General features: G+C 68.6%; 18 protein-coding genes and 1 tRNA gene. 8 read left to right on the plus strand and 11 right to left on the minus strand.

The window, feature by feature from the left end; translation table 11 throughout:
• Position 1: 1 nt before the first annotated feature.
• The 5 genes from JS278_RS00095 to JS278_RS00115 all read right to left on the minus strand — a co-directional run bounded on the left by JS278_RS00095 (position 2) and on the right by JS278_RS00115 (position 3,435).
• Positions 2-763: an ABC transporter permease gene (locus JS278_RS00095; RefSeq protein WP_114043399.1), complete on the minus strand. Its 762-nt coding sequence runs from the start codon at positions 761-763 to the stop codon at positions 2-4.
• Positions 760-1,569 carry an ABC transporter ATP-binding protein gene (locus JS278_RS00100; protein WP_114043400.1) on the minus strand — a complete coding sequence of 270 codons (810 nt, stop codon included), beginning with the start codon at positions 1,567-1,569 and terminating at the stop codon, positions 760-762. Before JS278_RS00100 ends, JS278_RS00095 begins: the two co-directional genes overlap by 4 nt.
• A complete protein-coding gene (locus tag JS278_RS00105; protein WP_114043401.1) occupies positions 1,566-2,003 on the minus strand; it encodes a DUF1048 domain-containing protein in 438 nt (145 codons plus the stop codon). Before JS278_RS00105 ends, JS278_RS00100 begins: the two co-directional genes overlap by 4 nt.
• Positions 2,000-2,329, minus strand: coding sequence for a PadR family transcriptional regulator (locus tag JS278_RS00110; protein WP_114043402.1), 330 nt, complete (start codon positions 2,327-2,329; stop codon positions 2,000-2,002). Before JS278_RS00110 ends, JS278_RS00105 begins: the two co-directional genes overlap by 4 nt.
• Before the next feature lie 167 nt (positions 2,330-2,496).
• On the minus strand, positions 2,497-3,435 hold the full coding sequence (locus tag JS278_RS00115) for an SDR family oxidoreductase (RefSeq protein WP_114043403.1): 939 nt from the start codon (positions 3,433-3,435) through the stop codon (positions 2,497-2,499).
• Positions 3,436-3,533: 98 nt separating this feature from the next.
• Between JS278_RS00115 and JS278_RS00120 the strand changes: the two genes are divergently transcribed.
• The 3 genes from JS278_RS00120 to JS278_RS00130 all read left to right on the plus strand — a co-directional run bounded on the left by JS278_RS00120 (position 3,534) and on the right by JS278_RS00130 (position 4,504).
• A tRNA-Ile gene (locus JS278_RS00120) sits at positions 3,534-3,610 on the plus strand.
• A gap of 229 nt (positions 3,611-3,839) precedes the next feature.
• A complete protein-coding gene (locus tag JS278_RS16520; RefSeq protein ID WP_281269207.1) occupies positions 3,840-4,001 on the plus strand; it encodes a type II toxin-antitoxin system RelE/ParE family toxin in 162 nt (53 codons plus the stop codon).
• A 197-nt stretch (positions 4,002-4,198) separates the two neighbouring features.
• Entirely contained in the window at positions 4,199-4,504 is a 306-nt protein-coding gene (locus tag JS278_RS00130) for a helix-turn-helix domain-containing protein (protein ID WP_181833773.1), read from the plus strand.
• Between the two features lie 108 nt (positions 4,505-4,612).
• Here the strand turns inward: JS278_RS00130 and JS278_RS00135 are convergent, their stop codons facing one another.
• Together JS278_RS00135 and JS278_RS00140 are read right to left on the minus strand one after the other, a co-directional pair.
• The gene (locus JS278_RS00135) at positions 4,613-5,059 is read right to left on the minus strand and encodes a type II toxin-antitoxin system VapC family toxin (RefSeq protein ID WP_220150010.1); all 447 of its coding nucleotides are present in this window, start codon (positions 5,057-5,059) and stop codon (positions 4,613-4,615) included.
• Complete coding sequence (locus tag JS278_RS00140; protein WP_114043405.1) at positions 5,059-5,322, minus strand: type II toxin-antitoxin system Phd/YefM family antitoxin; 264 nt, start codon at positions 5,320-5,322, stop codon at positions 5,059-5,061. The genes JS278_RS00135 and JS278_RS00140 overlap by 1 nt, the downstream gene beginning before the upstream one ends.
• A 269-nt stretch (positions 5,323-5,591) precedes the next feature.
• Between JS278_RS00140 and JS278_RS00145 the strand changes: the two genes are divergently transcribed.
• Together JS278_RS00145 and JS278_RS00150 are read left to right on the plus strand one after the other, a co-directional pair.
• Positions 5,592-6,041, plus strand: coding sequence for a CBS domain-containing protein (locus tag JS278_RS00145; RefSeq protein WP_114043406.1), 450 nt, complete (start codon positions 5,592-5,594; stop codon positions 6,039-6,041).
• A gap of 37 nt (positions 6,042-6,078) precedes the next feature.
• Complete coding sequence (locus JS278_RS00150) at positions 6,079-7,377, plus strand: ArsB/NhaD family transporter (RefSeq protein ID WP_114043407.1); 1,299 nt, start codon at positions 6,079-6,081, stop codon at positions 7,375-7,377.
• On the opposite strand, the gene JS278_RS00155 is transcribed toward JS278_RS00150, so the two are convergent.
• On the minus strand, positions 7,359-8,654 hold the full coding sequence (locus JS278_RS00155; protein WP_114043408.1) for an MFS transporter: 1,296 nt from the start codon (positions 8,652-8,654) through the stop codon (positions 7,359-7,361). The two genes, JS278_RS00150 and JS278_RS00155, sit on opposite strands and share 19 nt — an antisense overlap.
• A gap of 402 nt (positions 8,655-9,056) precedes the next feature.
• Entirely contained in the window at positions 9,057-9,869 is an 813-nt protein-coding gene (locus JS278_RS00160; protein ID WP_114043409.1) for a tyrosine-protein phosphatase, read from the minus strand.
• Positions 9,870-10,159: 290 nt separating this feature from the next.
• Between JS278_RS00160 and JS278_RS00165 the strand changes: the two genes are divergently transcribed.
• Positions 10,160-13,291, plus strand: a complete 3,132-nt coding sequence (locus tag JS278_RS00165) for a glycoside hydrolase family 2 TIM barrel-domain containing protein (protein WP_181833774.1) — start codon at positions 10,160-10,162, stop codon at positions 13,289-13,291.
• A 38-nt stretch (positions 13,292-13,329) separates the two neighbouring features.
• On the plus strand, positions 13,330-13,674 hold the full coding sequence (locus tag JS278_RS00170; RefSeq protein ID WP_114043410.1) for a hypothetical protein: 345 nt from the start codon (positions 13,330-13,332) through the stop codon (positions 13,672-13,674).
• A gap of 149 nt (positions 13,675-13,823) precedes the next feature.
• Here JS278_RS00170 and JS278_RS00175 read toward each other — a convergent pair whose 3' ends face one another.
• On the minus strand, positions 13,824-15,542 hold the full coding sequence (locus JS278_RS00175) for an NAD-dependent malic enzyme (protein ID WP_114043411.1): 1,719 nt from the start codon (positions 15,540-15,542) through the stop codon (positions 13,824-13,826).
• A gap of 70 nt (positions 15,543-15,612) precedes the next feature.
• Entirely contained in the window at positions 15,613-16,575 is a 963-nt protein-coding gene (locus tag JS278_RS00180; protein WP_114043412.1) for an L-lactate dehydrogenase, read from the minus strand.
• 247 nt (positions 16,576-16,822) lie between these two features.
• Between JS278_RS00180 and JS278_RS00185 the strand changes: the two genes are divergently transcribed.
• Positions 16,823-20,212 carry a pyruvate carboxylase gene (locus JS278_RS00185; RefSeq protein WP_114043413.1) on the plus strand — a complete coding sequence of 1,130 codons (3,390 nt, stop codon included), beginning with the start codon at positions 16,823-16,825 and terminating at the stop codon, positions 20,210-20,212.
• Positions 20,213-20,257 lie beyond the last annotated feature (45 nt).

The raw sequence follows: 20,257 nt of genomic DNA on the forward strand, positions 1-20,257 counted from the left end.
CTCATCGGAGCCTGCGCCGGTAGATCCTCGTCGCGACGACGTACGCCGCGACGAGGATCCCGGCGCACCAGGCCAGGCCGACCCACAGGTCGGCGTCGGCCGGCCGCCCGGCCAGCAGGGACCGGATCGAGTCGACCAACGGGGTCACCGGCTGATGGTCGGCGAACCACCGCACCGGTGCGGGCATCGTGGCGGTCGGCACGAAGGCCGAGCTAATGAATGGCAGGAAGATGAGCGGGTAGGAGAAGGCGACCGCCCCGTCGGTGCTCCTGGCGGTGAGCCCGGGGATCATGGCGACCCAGGTGAGAGCCAGGGTGAACAGCGTCATGATCCCGGCCACCCCCAGCCATGATCCGACGCTGGCGACGCTGCGGAAGCCCATGATCAGCGACACGCCGACCACGATCGTCACCGAGACGAGGTTGGCGACCAGAGAGGTCAGCACGTGGGCCCACAGCACCGAGGAGCGGGCGATCGGCATGGCGCGCAGCCGGGTCACCATGCCGGACTGCATGTCTGTGAAGAGCCGGAATGAGGTGTACGAGATGCCGGTGGCGACCGTGATCAGCAGGATCCCGGGCATCAGGTAGTTCACGTACGACGCCGGGCCGGCCTGGATCGCGCCGCCGAAGACGTAGACGAAGAGCAGCAGGAAGGCGATCGGCATCATGACGGTCGTGATGATGGTGTCGGGGCTGCGCAGGATGTGGCGCAGGGACCGTCCGGTGAGAACCGAGGTGTCCTGGAGGGCGAGGGTGCTCATCGCCGGGCTCCTTCCCGTGCGTGCTCGTCGGAGGCGGTCCCGTTGTCGGAGGTGATGGCCATGAAGATCTCCTCCAGGCTGGGCTGCCTCTCGACGTACTCGACGGTGGGGGCGGGGATGAGCCGCTTGAGCTCGGCCAGGGTGCCCTCGGCGATGATGCGTCCCCGGTGCAGGATCGCGATCCGCTCGGCGAGTTCCTCGGCCTCGTCCAGGTACTGAGTGGTGAGCAGCACGGTGGTGCCCCGCCCGGCGAGGGCCTTGACGGTCGCCCAGACGTCGCGTCGACCCTGCGGGTCCAGGCCGGTGGTGGGCTCGTCGAGGAAGATCACCGGAGGGTCGCCGATCAGACTCATGGCGATGTCCAGACGCCGTCGCATGCCGCCCGAGTAGCCGGAGGCACGGCGTCGGCCGGCATCGGCGAGCGAGAAGCGGGCCAGCAGGTCGTCGGCCACCTTCTCGGGGTGCGCCACATGGCGCAGCCGGGCGATGAGGGTGAGGTTCTCCCGGCCGGTGAGGGTCTCGTCGATCGCGGCGAACTGGCCGGTGAGGCTGATGGATCGGCGCACCCGGTCCGGCTGGGAGGCGACGTCGAATCCGGCCACGGTGGCCGTTCCGGCGTCGGCCGGCAGCAGGGTCGACAGGATTCTCACCAGGGTGGTCTTGCCCGCTCCGTTCTGGCCCAGCAGCGCCTGGATGCTGCCCGGGGGCACCGTGAGATCGACGCCGGTGAGCACTGCCAGGTCGCTGAAGGACTTCGTCAGACCGCGGACCTCGATGGCGGCGCAGCGGCGCGTGGGCGCGGTCATGACTGCTCCCCTGTGCTGTCGGGATCAGGGCTGTCGGGACGTGTGCTGTCGGGCTCTGCGGGATCAGCCGGGGTGGAAGCGGCCTCCGCATGGTCGATCGACTCGGAGAGCCGGTCGCGCTCCTTGTCGATCCAGTTCTTGCCGGAGTAGCTGGCCAGGAAGGTCTCGGCGAAGTCCGCCGGATCCTCCCCGACGATCGAGCGCACCGGGGTGCCGTCCGCGGCGGCCTGATCGAACAGGGCGTCCAGGTCTTCGAGCATGTCCACCATCACGTGGCCGTCGCTGAACGCGCCGACCCGCAGCAGGTAGCGCTCGACCGCCTCGGCCGCCGTCCGGTAGGCCGTGGGCAGTGCCTTGACCCGGGTCTTGTGGTCGCGCCAGCGGCGCTTGTCGTCCAGGTTTCCGATCAGTGTCTCGACGATGTGTCGCATCATCGTGCTCCTTCGTGAAGCTGTTGCAGGCGTTCGACGAGGAAGCTCCAGGTCTCCCAGAACTCGTCGAGGTAGTCGCGTCCCTGGTCGTTGAGGGAGAACATCTTGCGTGGCGGCCCCTTCTGGGACGGGACCTTCTCGACGTCCACCAGCCCACGGCGCTCGATGCGCACCAGCAGGGCGTAGACGGTGCCCTCGGCGATGTCGGTGAAGCCGTGATCGCGCAGCCATGCCGTGATCTCGTACCCGTAGGCCGGTCGGCGCGACAGCAGGAGCAGGACGATCCCGTCGAGGGTGCCCTTGAGCATCTCCGTCATCTGTCGGTTCACAGTTCCTCCATCCGTCCAACTTCTCCATCTACTCAGTGTCGTTGACTACCAGTACATAGTAACGATGAGTAGCGGGTCGGACAAGTGCCCGTGGGACGGGTTGGTCGCATCGTTCACGAAGGCCGCGACCGCGTGCGCGGAGGTCGGGGTCGGGGCGCCGATCCGCCTCAGCCGAGGCTGAACCCGCCGTCGCTGCTGATGACCTGGCCGACCACCCAGCGGGACGCCGGTGACATGAGCCAGGCCACCAGCCGGCCGATATCGCCGGGGGTGCCGAAGCGTCCGAAGGGCTGCTCGGCCTGGATCGCCCGGAGCTCGTCGAGCGGCCGGTCGGCGGTCTCGGGGTCCATGTAGCCGGTGTTCACCGGGCCCGGATTGATGGTGTTGAGGGCGACTCCACGGCTCAGCAGTTCGGCGCAGACGGTCTTCGTGACGCCGGCCAGGGCCGCCTTGCTGGTGGCGTAGGCCACCTCGCCGGGCATGGGGGAGTCGATCTGGCCCGAGGTGAGCCAGACCACTCGTCCACTGGACCGGGCCTCGTGGGGCTCGCGGGCGGGGCGCTGGCCGGGGGCCGACGGTGCCTCGGCGGGGCGGGGTTCGAACTGCTCGGCGAAATACCTGGTGAGCAGGATCGTCGAGCGGGCGTTGACCCGCCAGTGGCCGTCCAGCATCGCCTCGTCGACGTCGAACAGCGACCCGTCCCCGCCGCTGCGGGCGTGGTTGCAGACCAGTCCGTGGAGTCGTCCGGCGCGCTCTGTGGCGGCCCTGATGAGCTGCTTCGCGGCTCCGTCGCGGGCCAGGTCGAAGGAGAAGTTCGCGAGGACGCATCCGGGGTGGGCGGCGTCCAGATCGGCCAGCAGGGCGGCGACGTCCTCGGACCCCCAGGGCTGATCGGCGTCATGAGGAGCGAAGTGATGGATCACCAGACGTGCGCCGGCGTCGGCCAGGGCGGAGGCGATGCCGAACCCGATCCCGCGACGTCGGGAGACCCCGGTGACGAGGACCGTTCTGCCGGCCAGTGGATCGGGGGCCGACGGTCCAGCTGTGTGGAGCGTGGAGGTTGTGGTGTTGACGGTGGCCCCGTCGTCGGGAGTCTCGTCGTGCATGATCGCGAGGATACGCGGCGGGGGCGGCCCGTGATTTGTCGCGGGATCAAGCCGTGCGGTAACGTACTTTCTCGCAGCCGGGAGACCGGCTGAGGTTCGGGCCTATAGCTCAGTTGGTTAGAGCGCCGCCCTGATAAGGCGGAGGTCACTGGTTCAAGTCCAGTTAGGCCCACCACTGAAACCCCTAGTCAGACGATGTTTGGCTGGGGGTTTTCATCATGTCTGGCCTGATCACGGGTCCTTGATACGTGCCTTGAGGGCTTCGGCGCCTGGCCCGACGCCGTCAATCCCTCGGCTGAGGTGGCGGAGGAGTCCTTCACCGGGCATCCCACGGCACGGAGGTTGGGCCTGTCGAGATGCTCGGTGACTACAAGGATAGACCCTGCATGGTCTATCCTTGTAGTGTGTGGGATATCGACGCCGAGTTCATCGAATCCTGGGTGGGTTCCCTGGATGAGGCGTCGCGGGCTCAGGTGATCGCCGCTCTCCGGATTCTCCGGGAGGCGGGTCCGCAACTCGGCCGCCCTCTCGTCGACACGGTGAAGGCGTCCCGCTACAAGATATGAAGGAGTTGCGCCCGGGCTCGTCGGGGTGATCGGAACTGCGAATCCTGTTTGCCTTCGATCCTGTCCGCAGAGCGATCCTCCTGGTAGCCGGCGACAAGACTGGCGACTGGGACCGCTGGTACTGCACGAACATCCCCAGCCAGAGCCGATGACCTGTACGAGCAGCACCTCGCAGACCTGAAACGGAAGTGATGACGATGAGCCTGTCTCTGGAGGACTTGGAGAAGAGGTACCCAGTCGATGAGCGACTCGTCCGGGCCGCCGAGGATCAGATGCGCGCCGAGGTCCGCGCCTACAGGCTTCGCGAACTGCGTGAGCGCGCCGGGCTCACCCAGGCCCAACTGGCGGAACGAATCGGCGTCGGACAGCGGCAGGTCTCCAAGATCGAACATGGCGACCTTGACAGCGCGAAACTCGGTACCATCCGCAGGTATCTTCAGGCCGTCGGCGGCGATCTCGCCGTTGAGTACGTGGCTGGGGACCAGCGGGTACGAGTCGCCTGAGAATCGGGTTTTGAGTCGCCTCGCCCGCAGGGCCGCCGAGTCGCGCTGAGGCCCCGCTCAGGCAGGGCGGTGTACGAGATCTACCGCGACACCCCAGCATGCGGGCCATCACCGCTTTGGGTGCCCCGTCTCCTGGTCAGACGCCGTATGGCTGGGGGCTTCGTGGTGCTCTGGAGAGACGGTCTCCAGTCCTAGGCTGTGGGAGGCGTCGGCCATCCGGAGGTCGTAGGTGATGATTCCCTCGAGATCGTCGCCCAGTGCCAGCGCGGTGGCGAGATGTACGGCGTCGAGACTTCGAACCTCTGGCGGCATGAGACGTGCGGCTTCGTCGAAGATCTGGGCATCGGCCCTCACCAGAAGCAGTCGTGACAGCACGTCGCGGGCCTGCGTGACGGCCTCCGGAGCCGGGCGGCGCACGGAGCGCACCAGCTCGGTGCGGGCCAGGTCGCTGGTCGCCAGGGCGGCGTCGCGGCGTCCGAGCCATGTGAGCAGAGCTTCGGATTCCGGCTCGATGACGACGAGCTTCACCAGTGCGGAGGTGTCTGCGTAGAACATCAGTAGCGCTCCCCGTCGCGCATCTGCTGCAGGACCGAGGAGACGTCGGCGGCGATCGTTGGGGCGGGGAGGTCGCTCAGAGCCCGGATCGGGGGGCGGGCACGGTCGGCGGCGAGCAGCCCGCGCACTCCGCCGTGGTCGATGGCGGAGAGTCGCGCGACCGGCCGTCCACGGTCGGTCACGGTGATCTCCTCCCCGGCGGCGGCGCGGCGGACGACGCTCGAGGCGTTCTGCTTCAACTCGCGGATGCCGACCTCACTCATGATCTACATTGTAGCACTTGAGGCGGGGGGACCGTCAGCTTCACGTGATCATCACCGGGCGATGTGTCGAGTTGGCGTCCGTCATTCCACGCGAACTCGACACTGCCTGGAGGCTGGCAGACCCGCCCCGGCGCTTGGCATGCGCCGATAGGCTTGTCTCCCATGACATAGACGACGGCGTAGTCGCAGACGCCACGAGGGGGCCGGATATATGGCAGGCTCGCAGATCCAGGCAGGGATTCCCACTCCAAGGACGAAGGAACGTTTCCATGCGGGCAAGAGATCTTGCTGTCAAGGTGCCACTGGTGCGGCTCGACGACCCGGTGGCCAAGGCGGTCCGGGTGATGGCGGACGAGGGGCTTCCCGGCCTCGTCATCGTCGATCACAGGGACGTGCCCCAGTTCGTGCTCCGCGGCACTCAGGTGCTGCGCCTCCTGGTCTCCCAGTACTCCGACGATCCTGCGCTGGCACGCACGGTCGACGAGGCCTCCGCGGACCTCTTCTGGTCGGAGGTCGGGGCCCGGTCGATCGACGACTGTCTCGCCCCGCAGGAGGCCAAACGGGCCACTGTGCCCCGCGATGCCACCGTGCTGGAGGTGGCGATCACCATGTCCCGGCTGCGCAGCCCCATCGTCGCGGTGGTCAACGACGAGGGCCGGATCAGGGGCTGCATCACTCTCAACCGTCTGCTGACGGCCACCGAGCTGCCGGAGGCCTGAGCCTCACCGGGAGCGCCACGCGCCGGGCGGTGCGGCCATGACGATGAGTTCCATCCTCGCCCTGGCCATCTTCGTCGCCGCCTTCGCGCTCATCGCGACAGAGAAGATCAACAAGGTCATCGTGGTCCTGGTGGCCTCGGCCGCCATGGTCGTCACCGGCGTCGCGCCGGCGAACGACATCTTCTACTCCCACAAGGTCGGCGTCGACTGGGACGTCATCCTCCTGCTGCTCGGCATGATGATCATCGTCGGAGTGCTGAAGCAGACCGGCGTCTTCGAGTATCTGGGCATCTGGGCCGGCAAGAAGTCCAGAGGGCATCCGTTCCGGCTCATGGTGATGTTCATGCTCATCACGGCGATCGCCTCGCCGATCCTCGACAACGTCACCATCATCCTGCTCGTGGTGCCGGTCACCGTGGTGGTGTGCAACCGCCTCCACGTGCCGGCCCAGCCCTACATCATCGCGGAGATCCTGGCCTCCAACATCGGCGGCGCGGCCACCCTGATCGGCGACCCTCCGAACATCATCATCGGCAACCGCGCCGGGCTGTCCTTCAATGACTTCCTGGTCCACATGCTGCCGATCGTGGCGCTGACCTTCGCCCTCTTCGTCGTACTCACCCGATTCATGTTCCGCAAAGACTTCGAGTTCGACCCCGAGTACGCCGACTCGGTGATGGCGCTGCAGGAGCGCCGGGCGATCACCGACCGGGCGCTCCTCATCAAGTGCCTCACCGTGCTGGGTCTGGTCATCGTCGGATTCACCCTGCACAGCGTGCTGCACGTCCAGCCGGCGATCATCGCCCTCATCGGCGCCCTGGTGATGGTCCTGGTGACCGGCGTCGAGATCACAGAGGTGCTCGCGGAGGTCGAGTGGGCGACGCTGGTGTTCTTCGCCGGGCTGTTCATCATGGTCGGCGCCCTGGTGAACACCGGCATCATCGAGTCGATCGGGCAGTGGGCCATCGGCGCCGTCGGTCACGACTACACCCTGGCGGGCGCCACCCTGCTGTTCGGATCGGCCCTGGTGGGCGCCTTCTTCGACAACATCCCGTACGCCACAACCATGGCGCCGATCGTCGACGTCCTGGTGAACGAGGGCTCCGACCCCCGAAACGGCGGTTTTCTGTGGTGGGCCTTCGCCCTGGGCGCCGATTTCGGCGGCAACGGGACGGCGGTGGCCGCCAGCGCGAACGTCGTCGGGATCGGGCTGGCCAACCGGTCGGGCCACCGGATCACCTTCTGGCAGTTCACCAAGTACGGCATCGTCACTACCGTCTTCTCCACCATCGTGGCCTGGGGATACGTGTACCTGCGTTATATCGTGCTGGCCTGAGCCAGAGGGCGGCCGCGGTCGTCGGTGCCCATCCGGGCGTAGGCCCGCGGCACCACGGCCAGGCCGTAGACGGCGCCGAGCAGAGACACCGCCCCGGTGACCCACACCGAGGCGCCGACCCCGAATCCGGCGACCATCGCCGAGACGAGGAAAGGGCCGGCCGTCATGCCGGCCTGCTGGACCGACTGCCACATCCCCAGGAAGGTCGACCGGTCGACGTCGGGGGACAGGTCTGCTCCCATGGTCATGACGATCCCGGCACCGAAGCCGTTGCCCAGCCCGATGACGCAGGCGCACACCACAAAGCCGGTCGCCGAGCGCCACAGCCCCATCCCCAGGAACCCGAGCCCCATGATCAACAGGGTGGGGATCAGCGATGCCCGCCTCCCGAACCGGTCGGAGAGCCTCCCGCTGGGGTAGAAGACCACGGCGTCCATCACAGCCCCCGCCGCGAAGGTCAGATTGATGGCATGCGGGGAGATGCCCAGCTGGCTGCCCCACAGCGGAACGATGACGTTGCGGTTGGCCCGCACGATGGTCAGCCCGATGACGGAGACGGCCAGCATGACGGTCGATCTCCGGTCGGCATGGTCGCGTTTGCGTGCCGGTGCCGCCGACGTCGTCGTCCCCTCCGTGCCTTCAGCCGATGACAGCTGGGCCGGGGTGGGAAGGGTGAACGCGACGACGAAGGCCAGCGCTGCGACGGCCAGGACGATCTGGGCCCAGAACGACCCGGGATAGGACCACCATGCGATAGCCGCGCTGCCCACCGCCGGGCCCACCACCTGACCGAGCCGCTGCATGCCGCCGAGCATCGACAGGGCCCGGGCCCGCCACCGCATCGGAACGGACTCGGCGACGTAGGACTGGCGGGCCAGCGACCAGATGTTGTTGGAGACCGACAGGATGAGCATCGCCGTCAGGTACAGCGCCTGGGCCCACGACCGCCCAGGGAATCCCAGTGCCACCACAGCCATCAGCAAGGAGCCCACGGCGCTGCCGGTGCCAACCATGAAGGCCGAGCGGTCCCCGAAGCGCGTGGTCTGCCGACCGATCCAGGGCCCGGTGAGCACCCCGGCCAGGCCGGACAGCCCGGCCACCAGGGATGCGAAGGTGGGGTTGAACCCGACCTTCAGGGCGGCCAGCACCATCACCGCGGTCAGCGCACCATAGGAGGTCGCCCAGATGATCGAGGGCACATAGATGGGCAGCGCCAGCCCGATCAGGGGCGAGTGCGCTGATGGCGGGTTCTGCAAGGGTTCCGGGTCGTCTGGCATCGAGCCCTATTCTGCGCGCCGACCGGCATGACGACATCGGCCCCTCACCGGAGGAATCCGGTGAGGGGCCGATGGACGGGGCGGATGGGGCTCTGTTGGTGGTGCGGTGCCGCGGGGCACCGAAGCGGTGGATCCGATGCGGCTCTGCGATCAGTAGCGGCTGCGGTGCTTCCGGTAGTACCAGACGCCACCAGCGACGATTGCTATCACGAATAGTGTTCCCATGGCTTCGACGCTACGTGCCCGACGCGCGTCAAGCCAGCCTCGGTGGGAGGTCTCGGGGTTCAGCGGGGGAGGATCCTGACGCGCAGCCGCGGAGGAGGCCACGGGCAGGGCCCCGATCACTGCCCGCCGCGGGTACCGACGACGCCGGCTCGACGAGTCGGGCGCGGCCGGGAACTGTCAGGCGACGAACCGCTCCCGCAGGGTCTCCGCGGCCTGAGCGTCCAGCCCCAGACCCTCCGAAAGGTAGTGCTCGAAGCCCCCGAACAGCCGGTCCACCTCGTCGTCGGCGGCCTCCAGGTAGCTCTCGCGCACCCCGAGGATCGGCAGCAGCAGGTCGGGATCCAGTCCGTCGGTCTCGGCCTTGTCGAGCACGGTCTGGAGGGCCGGCAGCAGATCGGTGTTGGTCTGGAGGTAGTCCTCGAGGATCACATCCTCTTCGGCGCCCAGGATCCGCAGCAGGGTCACAGCCGCCCAGCCGGTGCGGTCCTTGCCGGTGGCGCAGTGGAACAGGGCGGCGCCCTGGCGCGACCCGTCGGCAAGTGCCAGGAAGAAATCCCGGTAGGCCGAGCGTGCCGAGTCCAGGCGCACGAATTTGCGGTAGGACTGCTCCATCTTCCTGATCGCCGCGCCGTCGCGCAGCACCTCGGCGACCTGTCCGGCATCTCCGCGCAGCACGGTGAGGCCGGCGGTGGTGTCGGCCTCGTCGTCGGCCATGACGTCGAGGTGGACCGAGGGGATCCGGGCCGGCAGCCGATCGGGTTCCTTGCTGCGCTCCCGGGCGGTGCGCAGGTCGAAGACGGTGGTGATGCCGAGTTCCTCGAAGGCCTCCTGGTCGGCGTCGCTCAGCTTCGCCACCGATGCGGAGCGGAACACCTCCCCGGTGCGGATCTCACCGCCGGTGACGGTCAGGCCCCCCAGATCTCGCATATTCGGGGCACTGGGCAGGGGAACGCGACGGGAGCGCGCCGTGTCGGGGGAGGAAGACGTCATGGGGCCATTGTTCACGATGGTTCGTGGCCGCTGGCGACGTGGGGTCGCATGTTGATCGGTTTCGCGTAGATGACTCTCATGGCCACGCAGCGTATGCCCAGATTCGGAGGAGGCGGCCTTCCCTGACAGTTGCTGATCATGGTCCTGCAGCCCGACGGCATCTCCCTGCAGTTTCCCGCAGTCTCGTCATGATCCGCCAGAAGGCAATGGCTCTGCCATCCCATCCTGCTGCCCGGTGGTGACGTCAACAGTCGGAGATGGAAGACTCTGGGTGACGACGAAGGAGCCTGATGCCTGATCCCCAGTACCTGACCGACACCGGTCCCGGAACCGGGCGACGCCGCCCGGCCAGATCCTGGCTGCACACCGACGCCCCGAAGCTGAGCCTCAACGGGGCCTGGCGGTTCCGCCTGCTGCCCGGCGCTCCCGGGACCCTGGGCGGGGACCAGGTACTGCGCCGCAGCGGGGCACTTCCCCATGATGCCGACGGCCGGCCCGAGGAGCCCTTCGCGATGGCCGCGGCCGGCTACGACGACTCGGGTTGGGACGAGCTCACCCTGCCCTGCCACTGGGTGATGGTCGGCGACGGGAAGTACGGCTCCCCGATCTACACCAACGTGCAGCTGCCCTTCCCCGTCGATCCGCCGAACGTCCCCGATGAGAACCCCACCGGGGATCACCGGCGCTCCTTCACTCTGCCCGAGGACTGGGCCGACAGCTCCCGTTACGGGGCGGTCGTGCTGCGCTTCGACGGTGTCGAGTCGCGTTTCGCGGTGTGGGTCAACGGCGAATTCGTCGGCACCGGGACCGGCTCCCGGCTGGCATCGGAGTTCGACGTCACCGAGCTGGTGCATCCCGGCGAGAACGTCATCGCGGTGAGGGTGCACCAGTGGTCGGCCTCGAGCTACGTCGAGGACCAGGACCAGTGGTGGCTGCCGGGGATCTTCCGCGACGTCACCCTTGAGGCCCGCCCGGTCGGCGGCCTGGAGGACGTCTGGCTGCGAGCCGACTACGACCATCAGACCGGCTCCGGCGTCATCACCCCCCAGCTGAGCTGCGGTGACGAGGCCTTCCCGGTGCGGCTGAGCGTCCCCGGGCTTGGCGTCGACGTCCTCTGGAACAGTCGCGAGGACGTCGCGCCGGTCCACATCGAGCAGGTCGAGCCGTGGTCGGCCGAGCGCCCGCATCTCTACGACGCCACGGTGGCCGGCGACGCGGAGACCGTCAGCCTGAGGATCGGCTTCCGGGCGGTCCGGATCGTCGGCGACCAGTTCCAGGTCGACGGCGCCACGGTGACCTTCCACGGCATGAACCGCCACGAGATCCGAGCCGACGCCGGCCGCGTCTTCGACGAGGAGTTCGCCCGCGAGGACCTGGCGCTCATGAAGCGCCACAACGTCAACGCCATCAGGACCTCCCACTACCCGCCTCACCCGCGGCTGCTGGATCTGGCCGACGAGTTCGGCTTCTGGGTGATCCTTGAGAACGACCTGGAGACCCACTGGGCCATTGAGGAGATCGAGACCGACCGGCTCAACCCGACCAGCGACCCCACCTGGCACGACGCCCTGGTCGACCGGATGCGCCGGACCGTCGAGCGCGACAAGAACCACCCGAGCATCGTCATGTGGTCACTGGGCAACGAGTCCGGAACCGGTGCGAATCTGGCTGCGATGGCCGCTTGGACCAGGCGTCGCGATCCCTCGCGCCCGATCCACTACGAGGGTGACCGCACGACCGCCTACACCGACGTCTACTCGCGGATGTACCCGTCGGTCCCCGAGGTGGCCTCCATCGGCTCCGACGACACGACACCCCTGCACGGCGCCACGGTGACCGAATCGGCGCGGCTTCGGACCAGGCCCTTCATCCTGTGCGAGTACGCCCACGCGATGGGCAACGGGCCGGGCGCCCTGGATCGCTACGAGGCCCTCGTCGACGCCCATCCGCGGCTGCACGGCGGATTCGTGTGGGAATGGCGCGATCATGGCCTGCTCACCCGCAGCGCCGACGGGACGCCGTTCTACGGCTACGGCGGGGACTTCGGCGAGACCGTCCACGACGGCGAATTCGTCGTTGACGGGATGGTGCTGTCAGATTCGACGCCGTCGCCGGGGCTGGCCGAGTTCGCCGCCGTGGCCGCGCCCCTCCGGTTCGGCTTCGAGCCCGATGACCGGTCGCTGAGGGTCGCGAACCATCGTCATGACGCCGACACCTCGGATCTGCGGGTGGCCTGGCGTCTCGAACATGCTGGCCGTCAGGTCCTCGAAGGGCGCCCGGATGTTGCTCCGGTCCCGGCCGGGGAGGCCGCCCGGGTGAACCTGCCCCCGTTGCCGATCGCCGACGTCGGGGAGACCTGGCTGACCGTCGAGGCGGCCCTGGCCGAGGATGCCCGATGGGCCCCGGCCGGCCATGTCGTGGCCCGTCAGCAGTTCGACCTCACGCCGGCCCCGGAACCGGCGGCCGCACCCGTTCCGCCGAGGGCAGGGGCGAGGAACACCGACGTCACTGGCTCCTTCGATCTCGGCCCGGCCCACTTCGAGGGCGCCGATCTGGTCCGCCTGGCCGGCCGGCCGGTCTCGGGTCCACGGCTGGAGCTGTGGCGGGCGCCGGCGAGCAACGACGCGCTGGCCTCCAGCCCGAGTTCGGACGCGCACGATCCGGCCGCCTCCTGGCGGGGCGCGGACTGGACGCCGACCGGGCCCGACGCCTCATATGAGGACCAGTGGCATGCGGCCCACCTGGATCTCCTGAGTTCGCGGTTGCTGGAGGCCTCCCGGGACGGGTCCTCCGGCGGCGGAATGTTCCACGTGGAACGTCGCTACTCGGTGCCCGACAGCGCCGCCTCGGTGCGGGTGGTCGAGGACTGGGCCCTGGACGGCGATCGCCTGGCCCTGGACCTGTCCATGATCGCCAGCCCGGAGTGGCAGATCGTGTGGCCCAGGTTCGGCGTGCGGTTCGACCTGCCGGCCGGAGTCGATCATGCCTCCTGGTTCGGCACCGGTCCCGGGCCGTCCTACCCGGACTCCCGCCATGGCGTCCAGGTCGGCCGCTTTGAGGCCGGGATCGACGATCTCTTCGTCGACTACGCCGTCCCCCAGGAGAACGGCCACCGATCCGATCTGAGATCGCTGACACTCGGCAGCGCGGATGCCGACGGCGGCGTGACACCGTGGCTCCGGCTGGACACGGCTCCCGATGAGGCGGGACGCCGCCCCGGGTTCACGCTGAGCCGCTGGACCGCTCAGCAGATCACGGCCGCGGCCCACTCCTTCGAGCTGCCCGGGCCGACGGCGTCATATCTCTACCTGGACGCCGCACAGAACGGCCTGGGAAGCCGCTCCTGCGGCCCCGACGTGTGGCCCACCGAGCTGCTGCGCCCCGGATCACGCAGCCTGCACCTGAGCTTCAAGGAGCTGTGACAGGGGTTCGGGTCGGGGTCCGCAGGGGAGGAGGAGCCATGGCCGACGACGTCATTCAGCGAGGCTGGCGGTATGAGGACCACATCGCCTACGCCGCCCCGGACAGCCTCGACGATCTGCACGGGCCCACGACGGGGCGGGTTCGCGTCGGAGGGCACATCGACACCAGCCTCAATCCGGTCTACGACCTGGGAAATGCCGAGGATCGTTGGAGTTTGTATTCGGCGGTCGTGAGATCTGGTACGCGTGTCGACCAGATGAACCTTCTTGACAAAGGCCTTCTGTTGACCATGTGGCCGTCTCTGAATCTACCGATGAGATGTCGGAAGACCTGGCAGATGAGGTTCACTGAGCTGGCTGAACCCGTGCTCAGGAATCGGTAGAAATGCTCGCGTTCCATCGGCGTCCGGCGCGGCGTCGTCGTCGAATGAGATCGACCGGGCGACATCGTCCCGCAGAGGAACCGGCAGGTTTTCCACCCCTCCCGCCTCCTGAGCCGCCCGCAGCAGTGCCAGACCGATGTTCGGCGGGATCATCCCACCACCACCCGGGGGTACTCCGGCTCCCACATGGCGTCGAGGATCTCCTGGACAGGGTCGGTGAACTCCACCGTCGCCAGCCCCTCCTCGACCGCCGTCAGCGCCACCGCCAGCCCGACCCGCGCCGAGATGGCACGTAGCCCGGAGATCGGTGGCAGCAGGGATGAGCCCGTGGCACTGGCATCGGTGGCCCGGGAGAGCTCCCGCGCCGCGGCGGCGATCATCCCCGAGGACACCCGTGAGGCCCGCGCCGCCGTCACCCCCAGCCCGATCCCCGGGAAGACCAGAGCATTGTTGGCCTGGGCGATGTGATGCGCGATGCCGTCGAACTCCACCGGGGCGAAGGGCGAACCCGTGACCACGCGCGCCCGCCCACCGGTCCAGGCCAGCAGGTCTGTCGGCACCGCCTCGGCCCGCTCGGTCGGATTCGACAGGGGCATGATCACCGGACGGTCGCAGTGATCCGCCATCGTCGTGACAATCCCCTCGTCGAAGGCTCCGGCCACGGTCGAACAGCCGATGAGCACCGTCGGTTGCACATTGCGCACCACATCGGCGAGCCCGTACTCGCCGGGAACGTCGAGCACCCAGTCCGCCAGGTCTTCATCGGCGCGTGCCCACGGGCGCTGGTAGTCGAACATCTGCCCGGATCCGTGGAGCAGGCCGTGGGAGTTGAGCGCCCAGATCCGGCCCACCGCGTCCTCGGGGCTCAACCCCTCCTGAGTCATGAACCGCATCGCCAGCCGGGCGATCCCGGTACCGGCCGAGCCGGCGCCGAAGATCACGATCCGCTGATCGGCCAGACGCTTCCGCGAGGCGCGCACGGCGGTCGCCAGAGCGGCCAGGGCCACCGCGCCGGTGCCCTGGATGTCATCATTGAACAGCCGGTGATCGTCCCCGTAGCAGGCAAGAATTCTGGTGGCATTGACCGCTCCGAAATCTTCCCAGTGGATCATGGCGTCGGGAAATACCCGAGTGACGGTCTCGATATATCTGGCCAGAAATTCATCATACTCGGCGCCTCGGGTGCGCGAATGGCGCAGACCGACATAGGAATTGTCGCTGAGCAGCGCGAGATTGTCGGTGCCGACGTCGAGCACCACCGGGAGCAGCCGGTGGGGATGCAGCCCGCCGGCAGCCGTGTACACGGCCAGTTTCCCGATCGTGATCGCCACACCCCCGACGCCCTGATCGCCCAGGCCCAGGATGGCCTCGGAATCGGTGGTGGCGATGACGTCGACCCCGTGGGGATCCTGACCCATCGCCAGCAGCGACTCCTCCATCGCGTCGGGATCGTCGATGGACAGGTAGACCCCGCGCGGACGCTGGTACCAGTGGCTGTACTGGCCGATCGCCCGCCCCACGGTCGGAGTGTCGACGACCGGCAGCATCTCGGCGAGATGGTCGGCCAGCAGCCGGTAGTAGAGCACCTCGTCGGAGTCGTGGGCGCTGTCCAGGAAGAGGTACTTCGACAGGTCGTCGGGCTGCGCCCCGTACTGCCGGTATGCCTGCCGCACCTGAGCGTCGATCCCGATGACGCCGTCCGGGATCAGGCCGTCCAGCCCGAGAGCCTCGCGCTCGGCGACCGTGAAGGCCGAACCGCGGTTGATCCTCGGATCGGCGAGCACCGCACTTCCCCGAGCCGTGATTCTCACGAATCGACCCTGTTGATCATGCCCGAACTCGAAAAGGCTGCGCTGCCCGTCCGACATCATGTTCCTCCGGCCGCAGGATTGCGTCGGCGGGCCCTGAGAACCGGGCCCTCCGACGTCGATCGATCGTCTATTTCGCGATGGAGCTCAGGGTCTCGTGGAGCTGCTCGGCGGAGGCCTGGAACTTCTCCAGCTCCGTGGCGTCCAGGGGGATCGGTACGGCGGCGCCGATGCCCTCGCCCGACACCAGCCGCGGCAGTGAGAGCGCCACGCCGTCGACTCCGTGGACACCGTGAACGATTCCCGACAGCGGCAGCACCGAGCGGGTCGCGCTGAGCAGGACCTCGGTCAGCCGGGCGCCGGTGAGCCCGATGCCGTAGTTCGTGGCCCCCTTGCCGTCGATGATCTTGTAGGCGGCCATGGCGGCCTCGCGGCCCAGATCGGCCAGCACCTCATCGGTGAAGACCCGATCGCCGTCGACCGTCCAGTCGCGGATCGGCACCCCGGAGATATTCGCCGTCGACCACACCGGGAACTCCGAGTCGCCGTGCTCGCCGACGATCGCGGCGTGGACGTGCGGGGTGGCGACGTTGGCCCACTGGGAGATGAGGTAGCGCAGCCGCGAGGTGTCCAGCAGCGTCCCCGAGGAGAACACCCGGTGCTCCGGCAGGCCGGAGACCTGCTGGGCGACGACGGCGAGGACGTCGCACGGATTGGTGACGATGATGAAGATGGCACTGGGGGACTGCTCGACGAGCTGGGGCATCAGGCTGGAGACGATTCCCGCGTTGACGCCGGCCAGGTCGAGCCGGCTCTGGCCGGGCCGCTGGCGCGCGCCGGCGGTGATGATGACGATGTCGGAACCGGCGGTGTCATTGACGTCTGCGCCGCCCATCACCTTCGAGGGGACGAACTCGGAGCCGTGGGCCAGGTCGGCGACCTCCGCCTCGACCTTGTCCTTGGCGATGTCGTAGAGGGCCACGACGTCGGCAGACCCTCGGATGAGACAGGCGTACGCCATCGAGCTGCCGACGCTGCCCGCTCCGACGATGGAGACCTTCGAGGGGCGTCTGGATGAGACTGGTGAATTCATGGTGCCTTCCTGATGAGGGATCCGCGATGGGTGCAGGTCGGTCTGGTGGGACCCTCGCTGTGGCCCAGTATGGCCGACGGATCGATCGCGCGGGACCGTTGACACGAGAGATCGGTCGGGGGCTCGGTGCTGGGCGTCCTACCGGCCCTCCGAGGCCCCCGATGACGAATCCGTTCACGATCGTCGCAGACCGCACCGGGGCTGCCGGTTGATGTTTGACTGGTGGACGACACAGATGGGAGTTGCGATGTTCAGCAAGATTCTCGTGGCGAACCGGGGTGAGATCGCCGTCCGCGCCTTCCGAGCCGCAACAGAACTCGGGATCCGGACCGTCGCGGTCTTCACCCACGAGGACCGCTTCGCAGAGTTCAGGCTCAAGGCCGACGAGTCCTACCAGATCGGCGAGCCGGGCCACCCGGTGCGCGCCTACCTCGACGTCGACGGCATCATCGAGGCCGCCAGGCAGGCCGAGGCCGACGCCATCTACCCCGGCTACGGCTTCCTGTCGGAGAACCCCGACCTCGCCGAGGCCTGCGCGGCGGCCGGCATCACCTTCATCGGGCCTCCCCAGCGGGTCCTCGAGCTCACCGGCGACAAGGCGCGGGCCATCGCAGCCGCCCGCGAGGCCGGCCTTCCCACCCTCCACGACTCCGAGCCGAGCGACGACGTCGACACCCTCGTCGAGGCCGCCCAGCAGATCGGCTTCCCGCTCTTCGTCAAGGCCGTCAACGGCGGCGGCGGGCGCGGCATGCGGCAGGTCGACGACCCCGCCAGGCTGCGGGCCGCCATCATCGAGGCCCAGCGCGAGGCCGAGTCCGCCTTCGGCGACAACCGGATGTACATCGAACAGGCCGTCGTCGACCCGCGCCACATCGAGGTGCAGGTGCTCGCCGACGGCCAGGGCGGCTCCATCCACCTCTACGAGCGCGACTGCTCCCTGCAGCGCCGCCACCAGAAGGTGCTCGAACTGGCGCCGGCGCCGAATCTGGATCCGGAGCTGCGGGACCGGATCTGCGCCGATGCGCTGAGATTCATCCGTCACATCGACTACGTCAACGCCGGCACCGTGGAGTTCCTGCTGTCGCAGAACGGCGACTACGTCTTCATCGAGATGAACCCCCGCATCCAGGTGGAGCACACCGTCACCGAGGAGATCACCGGCGTCGACCTGGTCTCAGCCCAGATGCGCATCGCCGCGGGTGAGTCCCTCGAACAGATCGGCCTGTCCCAGGAGGGGATCTCCATCCGGGGCGCCGCACTCCAGTGCCGCATCACCACCGAGGACCCGGCCAACGGATTCCGCCCCGACACCGGCACCCTGTCGGTGTACCGCACCCCAGGAGGCGTCGGCGTCCGGCTGGACGGCGGCGTCGTGTTCGGCGGCGCGACCGTCGGCGCCAACTTCGACTCCCTGCTGGTCAAGATGACCTGCCGCGGACGCGACCTCGCACAGGCCGCGGCCAGGGCGTTCAGGGCCCTCAACGAGTTCCGGATCCGCGGCGTCTCCACCAACATCCCCTTCCTGGAGGCGGTGATCGCCGATCCCGAGTTCCTCGCCGGGCACACCAGCACCGGCTTCATCGACGCCCGCCCCGAACTGCTGCGCGCCCAGATCCCCGTCGACCGCGCCACCAAGCTGCTCACCTACCTGGCGGAGGTGAGCGTCAACCGGCCCAACGGTCCCGGCCCAGTCGACTGGATCCACCCTCGGGCCAAGCTCCCGGTGCTTCCCGACGAGGTGCGCAAGGCCGCCCCGCCGGCCGGATCGCGCTCCCACCTGCTCGACGTCGGCCCGGCCCGGTGGGCCGCCGACCTGCGCTCCCAGCAGGCCGTCGGCGTCACCGACACCACCTTCCGCGACGCCCACCAGTCCCTGCTGGCCACCCGGATCCGCACCCGCGACCTGCTCCACGCGGCCCCCGTCGTCGCCCGCACCCTGCCCCAGCTGCTCAGCGTGGAGGCCTGGGGAGGGGCCACCTACGACGTCGCGCTGCGGTTCCTCAAGGAGGACCCCTGGGACCGCCTGGACGCCCTCCATGCCGCGATGCCGAACCTGCCGATCCAGATGCTGCTGCGCGGGCGCAACACCGTCGGCTACACGCCGTATCCCCTCGAGGTGACCCACGCCTTCGTGGCCGAGGCCGCCAGATCCGGGGTTGACGTCTTCCGGATCTTCGACTCGCTCAACAACATCGACCAGATCCGCCCGGCCATCGAGGCCGTGCTGGAGACCGACCACGCCGTCGCCGAGGCGACGATGTGCTACACGGGCAACATGACCAGCCCCGACGAGACGCTCTACACCCTGGACTACTACCTGCGTCTGGCCGAGCAGCTCGTCGAATCCGGAGCTCACGTCATCGGGCTGAAGGACATGGCCGGACTGCTGCGCGCCCCGGCCGCCGCCAAACTGGTGACCGCGCTGCGGTCGCACTTCGACGTGCCGGTGCATCTGCACACTCACGACTCGGCCGGCGGCCAGCTCGGCACCCTGCTGGCGGCGATCGGCGCCGGGGTCGACGCCGTCGACGTCGCCGCGGCGTCGATGGCCGGTACCTCCTCGCAGGTCTCCATGTCCGCCCTGGTGGCGGCTCTGGAGGGCACCGAGCGGGACACCGGGCTGAGCCTGGACGCCGTCACCGACCTGGAGCCCTACTGGGCGGGCGTCCGCCAGCTCTACGCGCCCTTCGAGTCGGGGCTTCCCGGGCCGACCGGGCGGATCTACCGCACCGAGATCCCCGGCGGCCAACTGTCGAACCTGCGTCAGCAGGCCAACTCGCTGGGGCTCGGTCATCGCTTCGAGGAGGTCGAGGAGATGTACGCCGCGGCCAACAGGATCCTCGGCAACATCGTCAAGGTGACGCCCTCCTCCAAGGTGGTCGGCGACCTGGCCCTGGCGCTGGTGGGGCGCGACGCCGACCCGGCCGACTTCGAGGCCCATCCCGAGCACTACGACATCCCCGACTCGGTGATCGGCTTCCTCAACGGCGATCTCGGCACGCCCCCCGGCGGCTGGCCCGAGCCCTTCCGGAGCAAGGCGCTGGAGGGGCGTCGCACCAGGCCGGTGGTCGTCGACCTGTCAGAGGAGGACTCGGCCGACCTGGCCGCGCGTCCCCGATCTGCCCTCAACCGGCTCCTGTTCCCCGGGCCGACCCGGGAGTACCTGCAGGCCGTGGAGGACTACTCCGAGCTGTCGGTGGTGCCCACCCGCGAGTTCCTGCACGGCATCCGGCAGGGCGACGAGGTGGAGGTGGCCCTGGAGAAGGGTCACTCCCTGGAGTTGGGCATCTCGGCCATCGGCGACGCCGACGACCACGGCATGAGACAGGTGCTCTGCTCGGTCAACGGGCAGCCGCGCACCCTGTCGGTGCGCGACACCTCGGTCGACTCCGCGGTGCCCACCGCCGAGAAGGCCGACAGGAGCATTCCCGGCCAGGTGCCCGCCCCCTTCGCCGGCGTCATCACCCCGGTGGTGGAGGTGGGCGCGGAGGTGACCGCCGGACAGCAGGTGGCCACCATCGAGGCCATGAAGATGGAGGCCGCGGTCACCACGCCTGTCGCCGGCGCCGTCAAGCGCTGGGCCGTCGGCGTGGCGCAGTCGGTCGAGGGAGGAGACCTGCTTGCGGTGATCGAGTGAGGTCCGACATTGCGAACGCGTGCCGGGCGAGGGGCCCGGCGCGCG

It is taken from the genome of Acidipropionibacterium virtanenii, assembly GCF_003325455.1.
In the GTDB taxonomy this organism is placed as follows: Bacteria; Actinomycetota; Actinomycetes; order Propionibacteriales; family Propionibacteriaceae; genus Acidipropionibacterium; species Acidipropionibacterium virtanenii.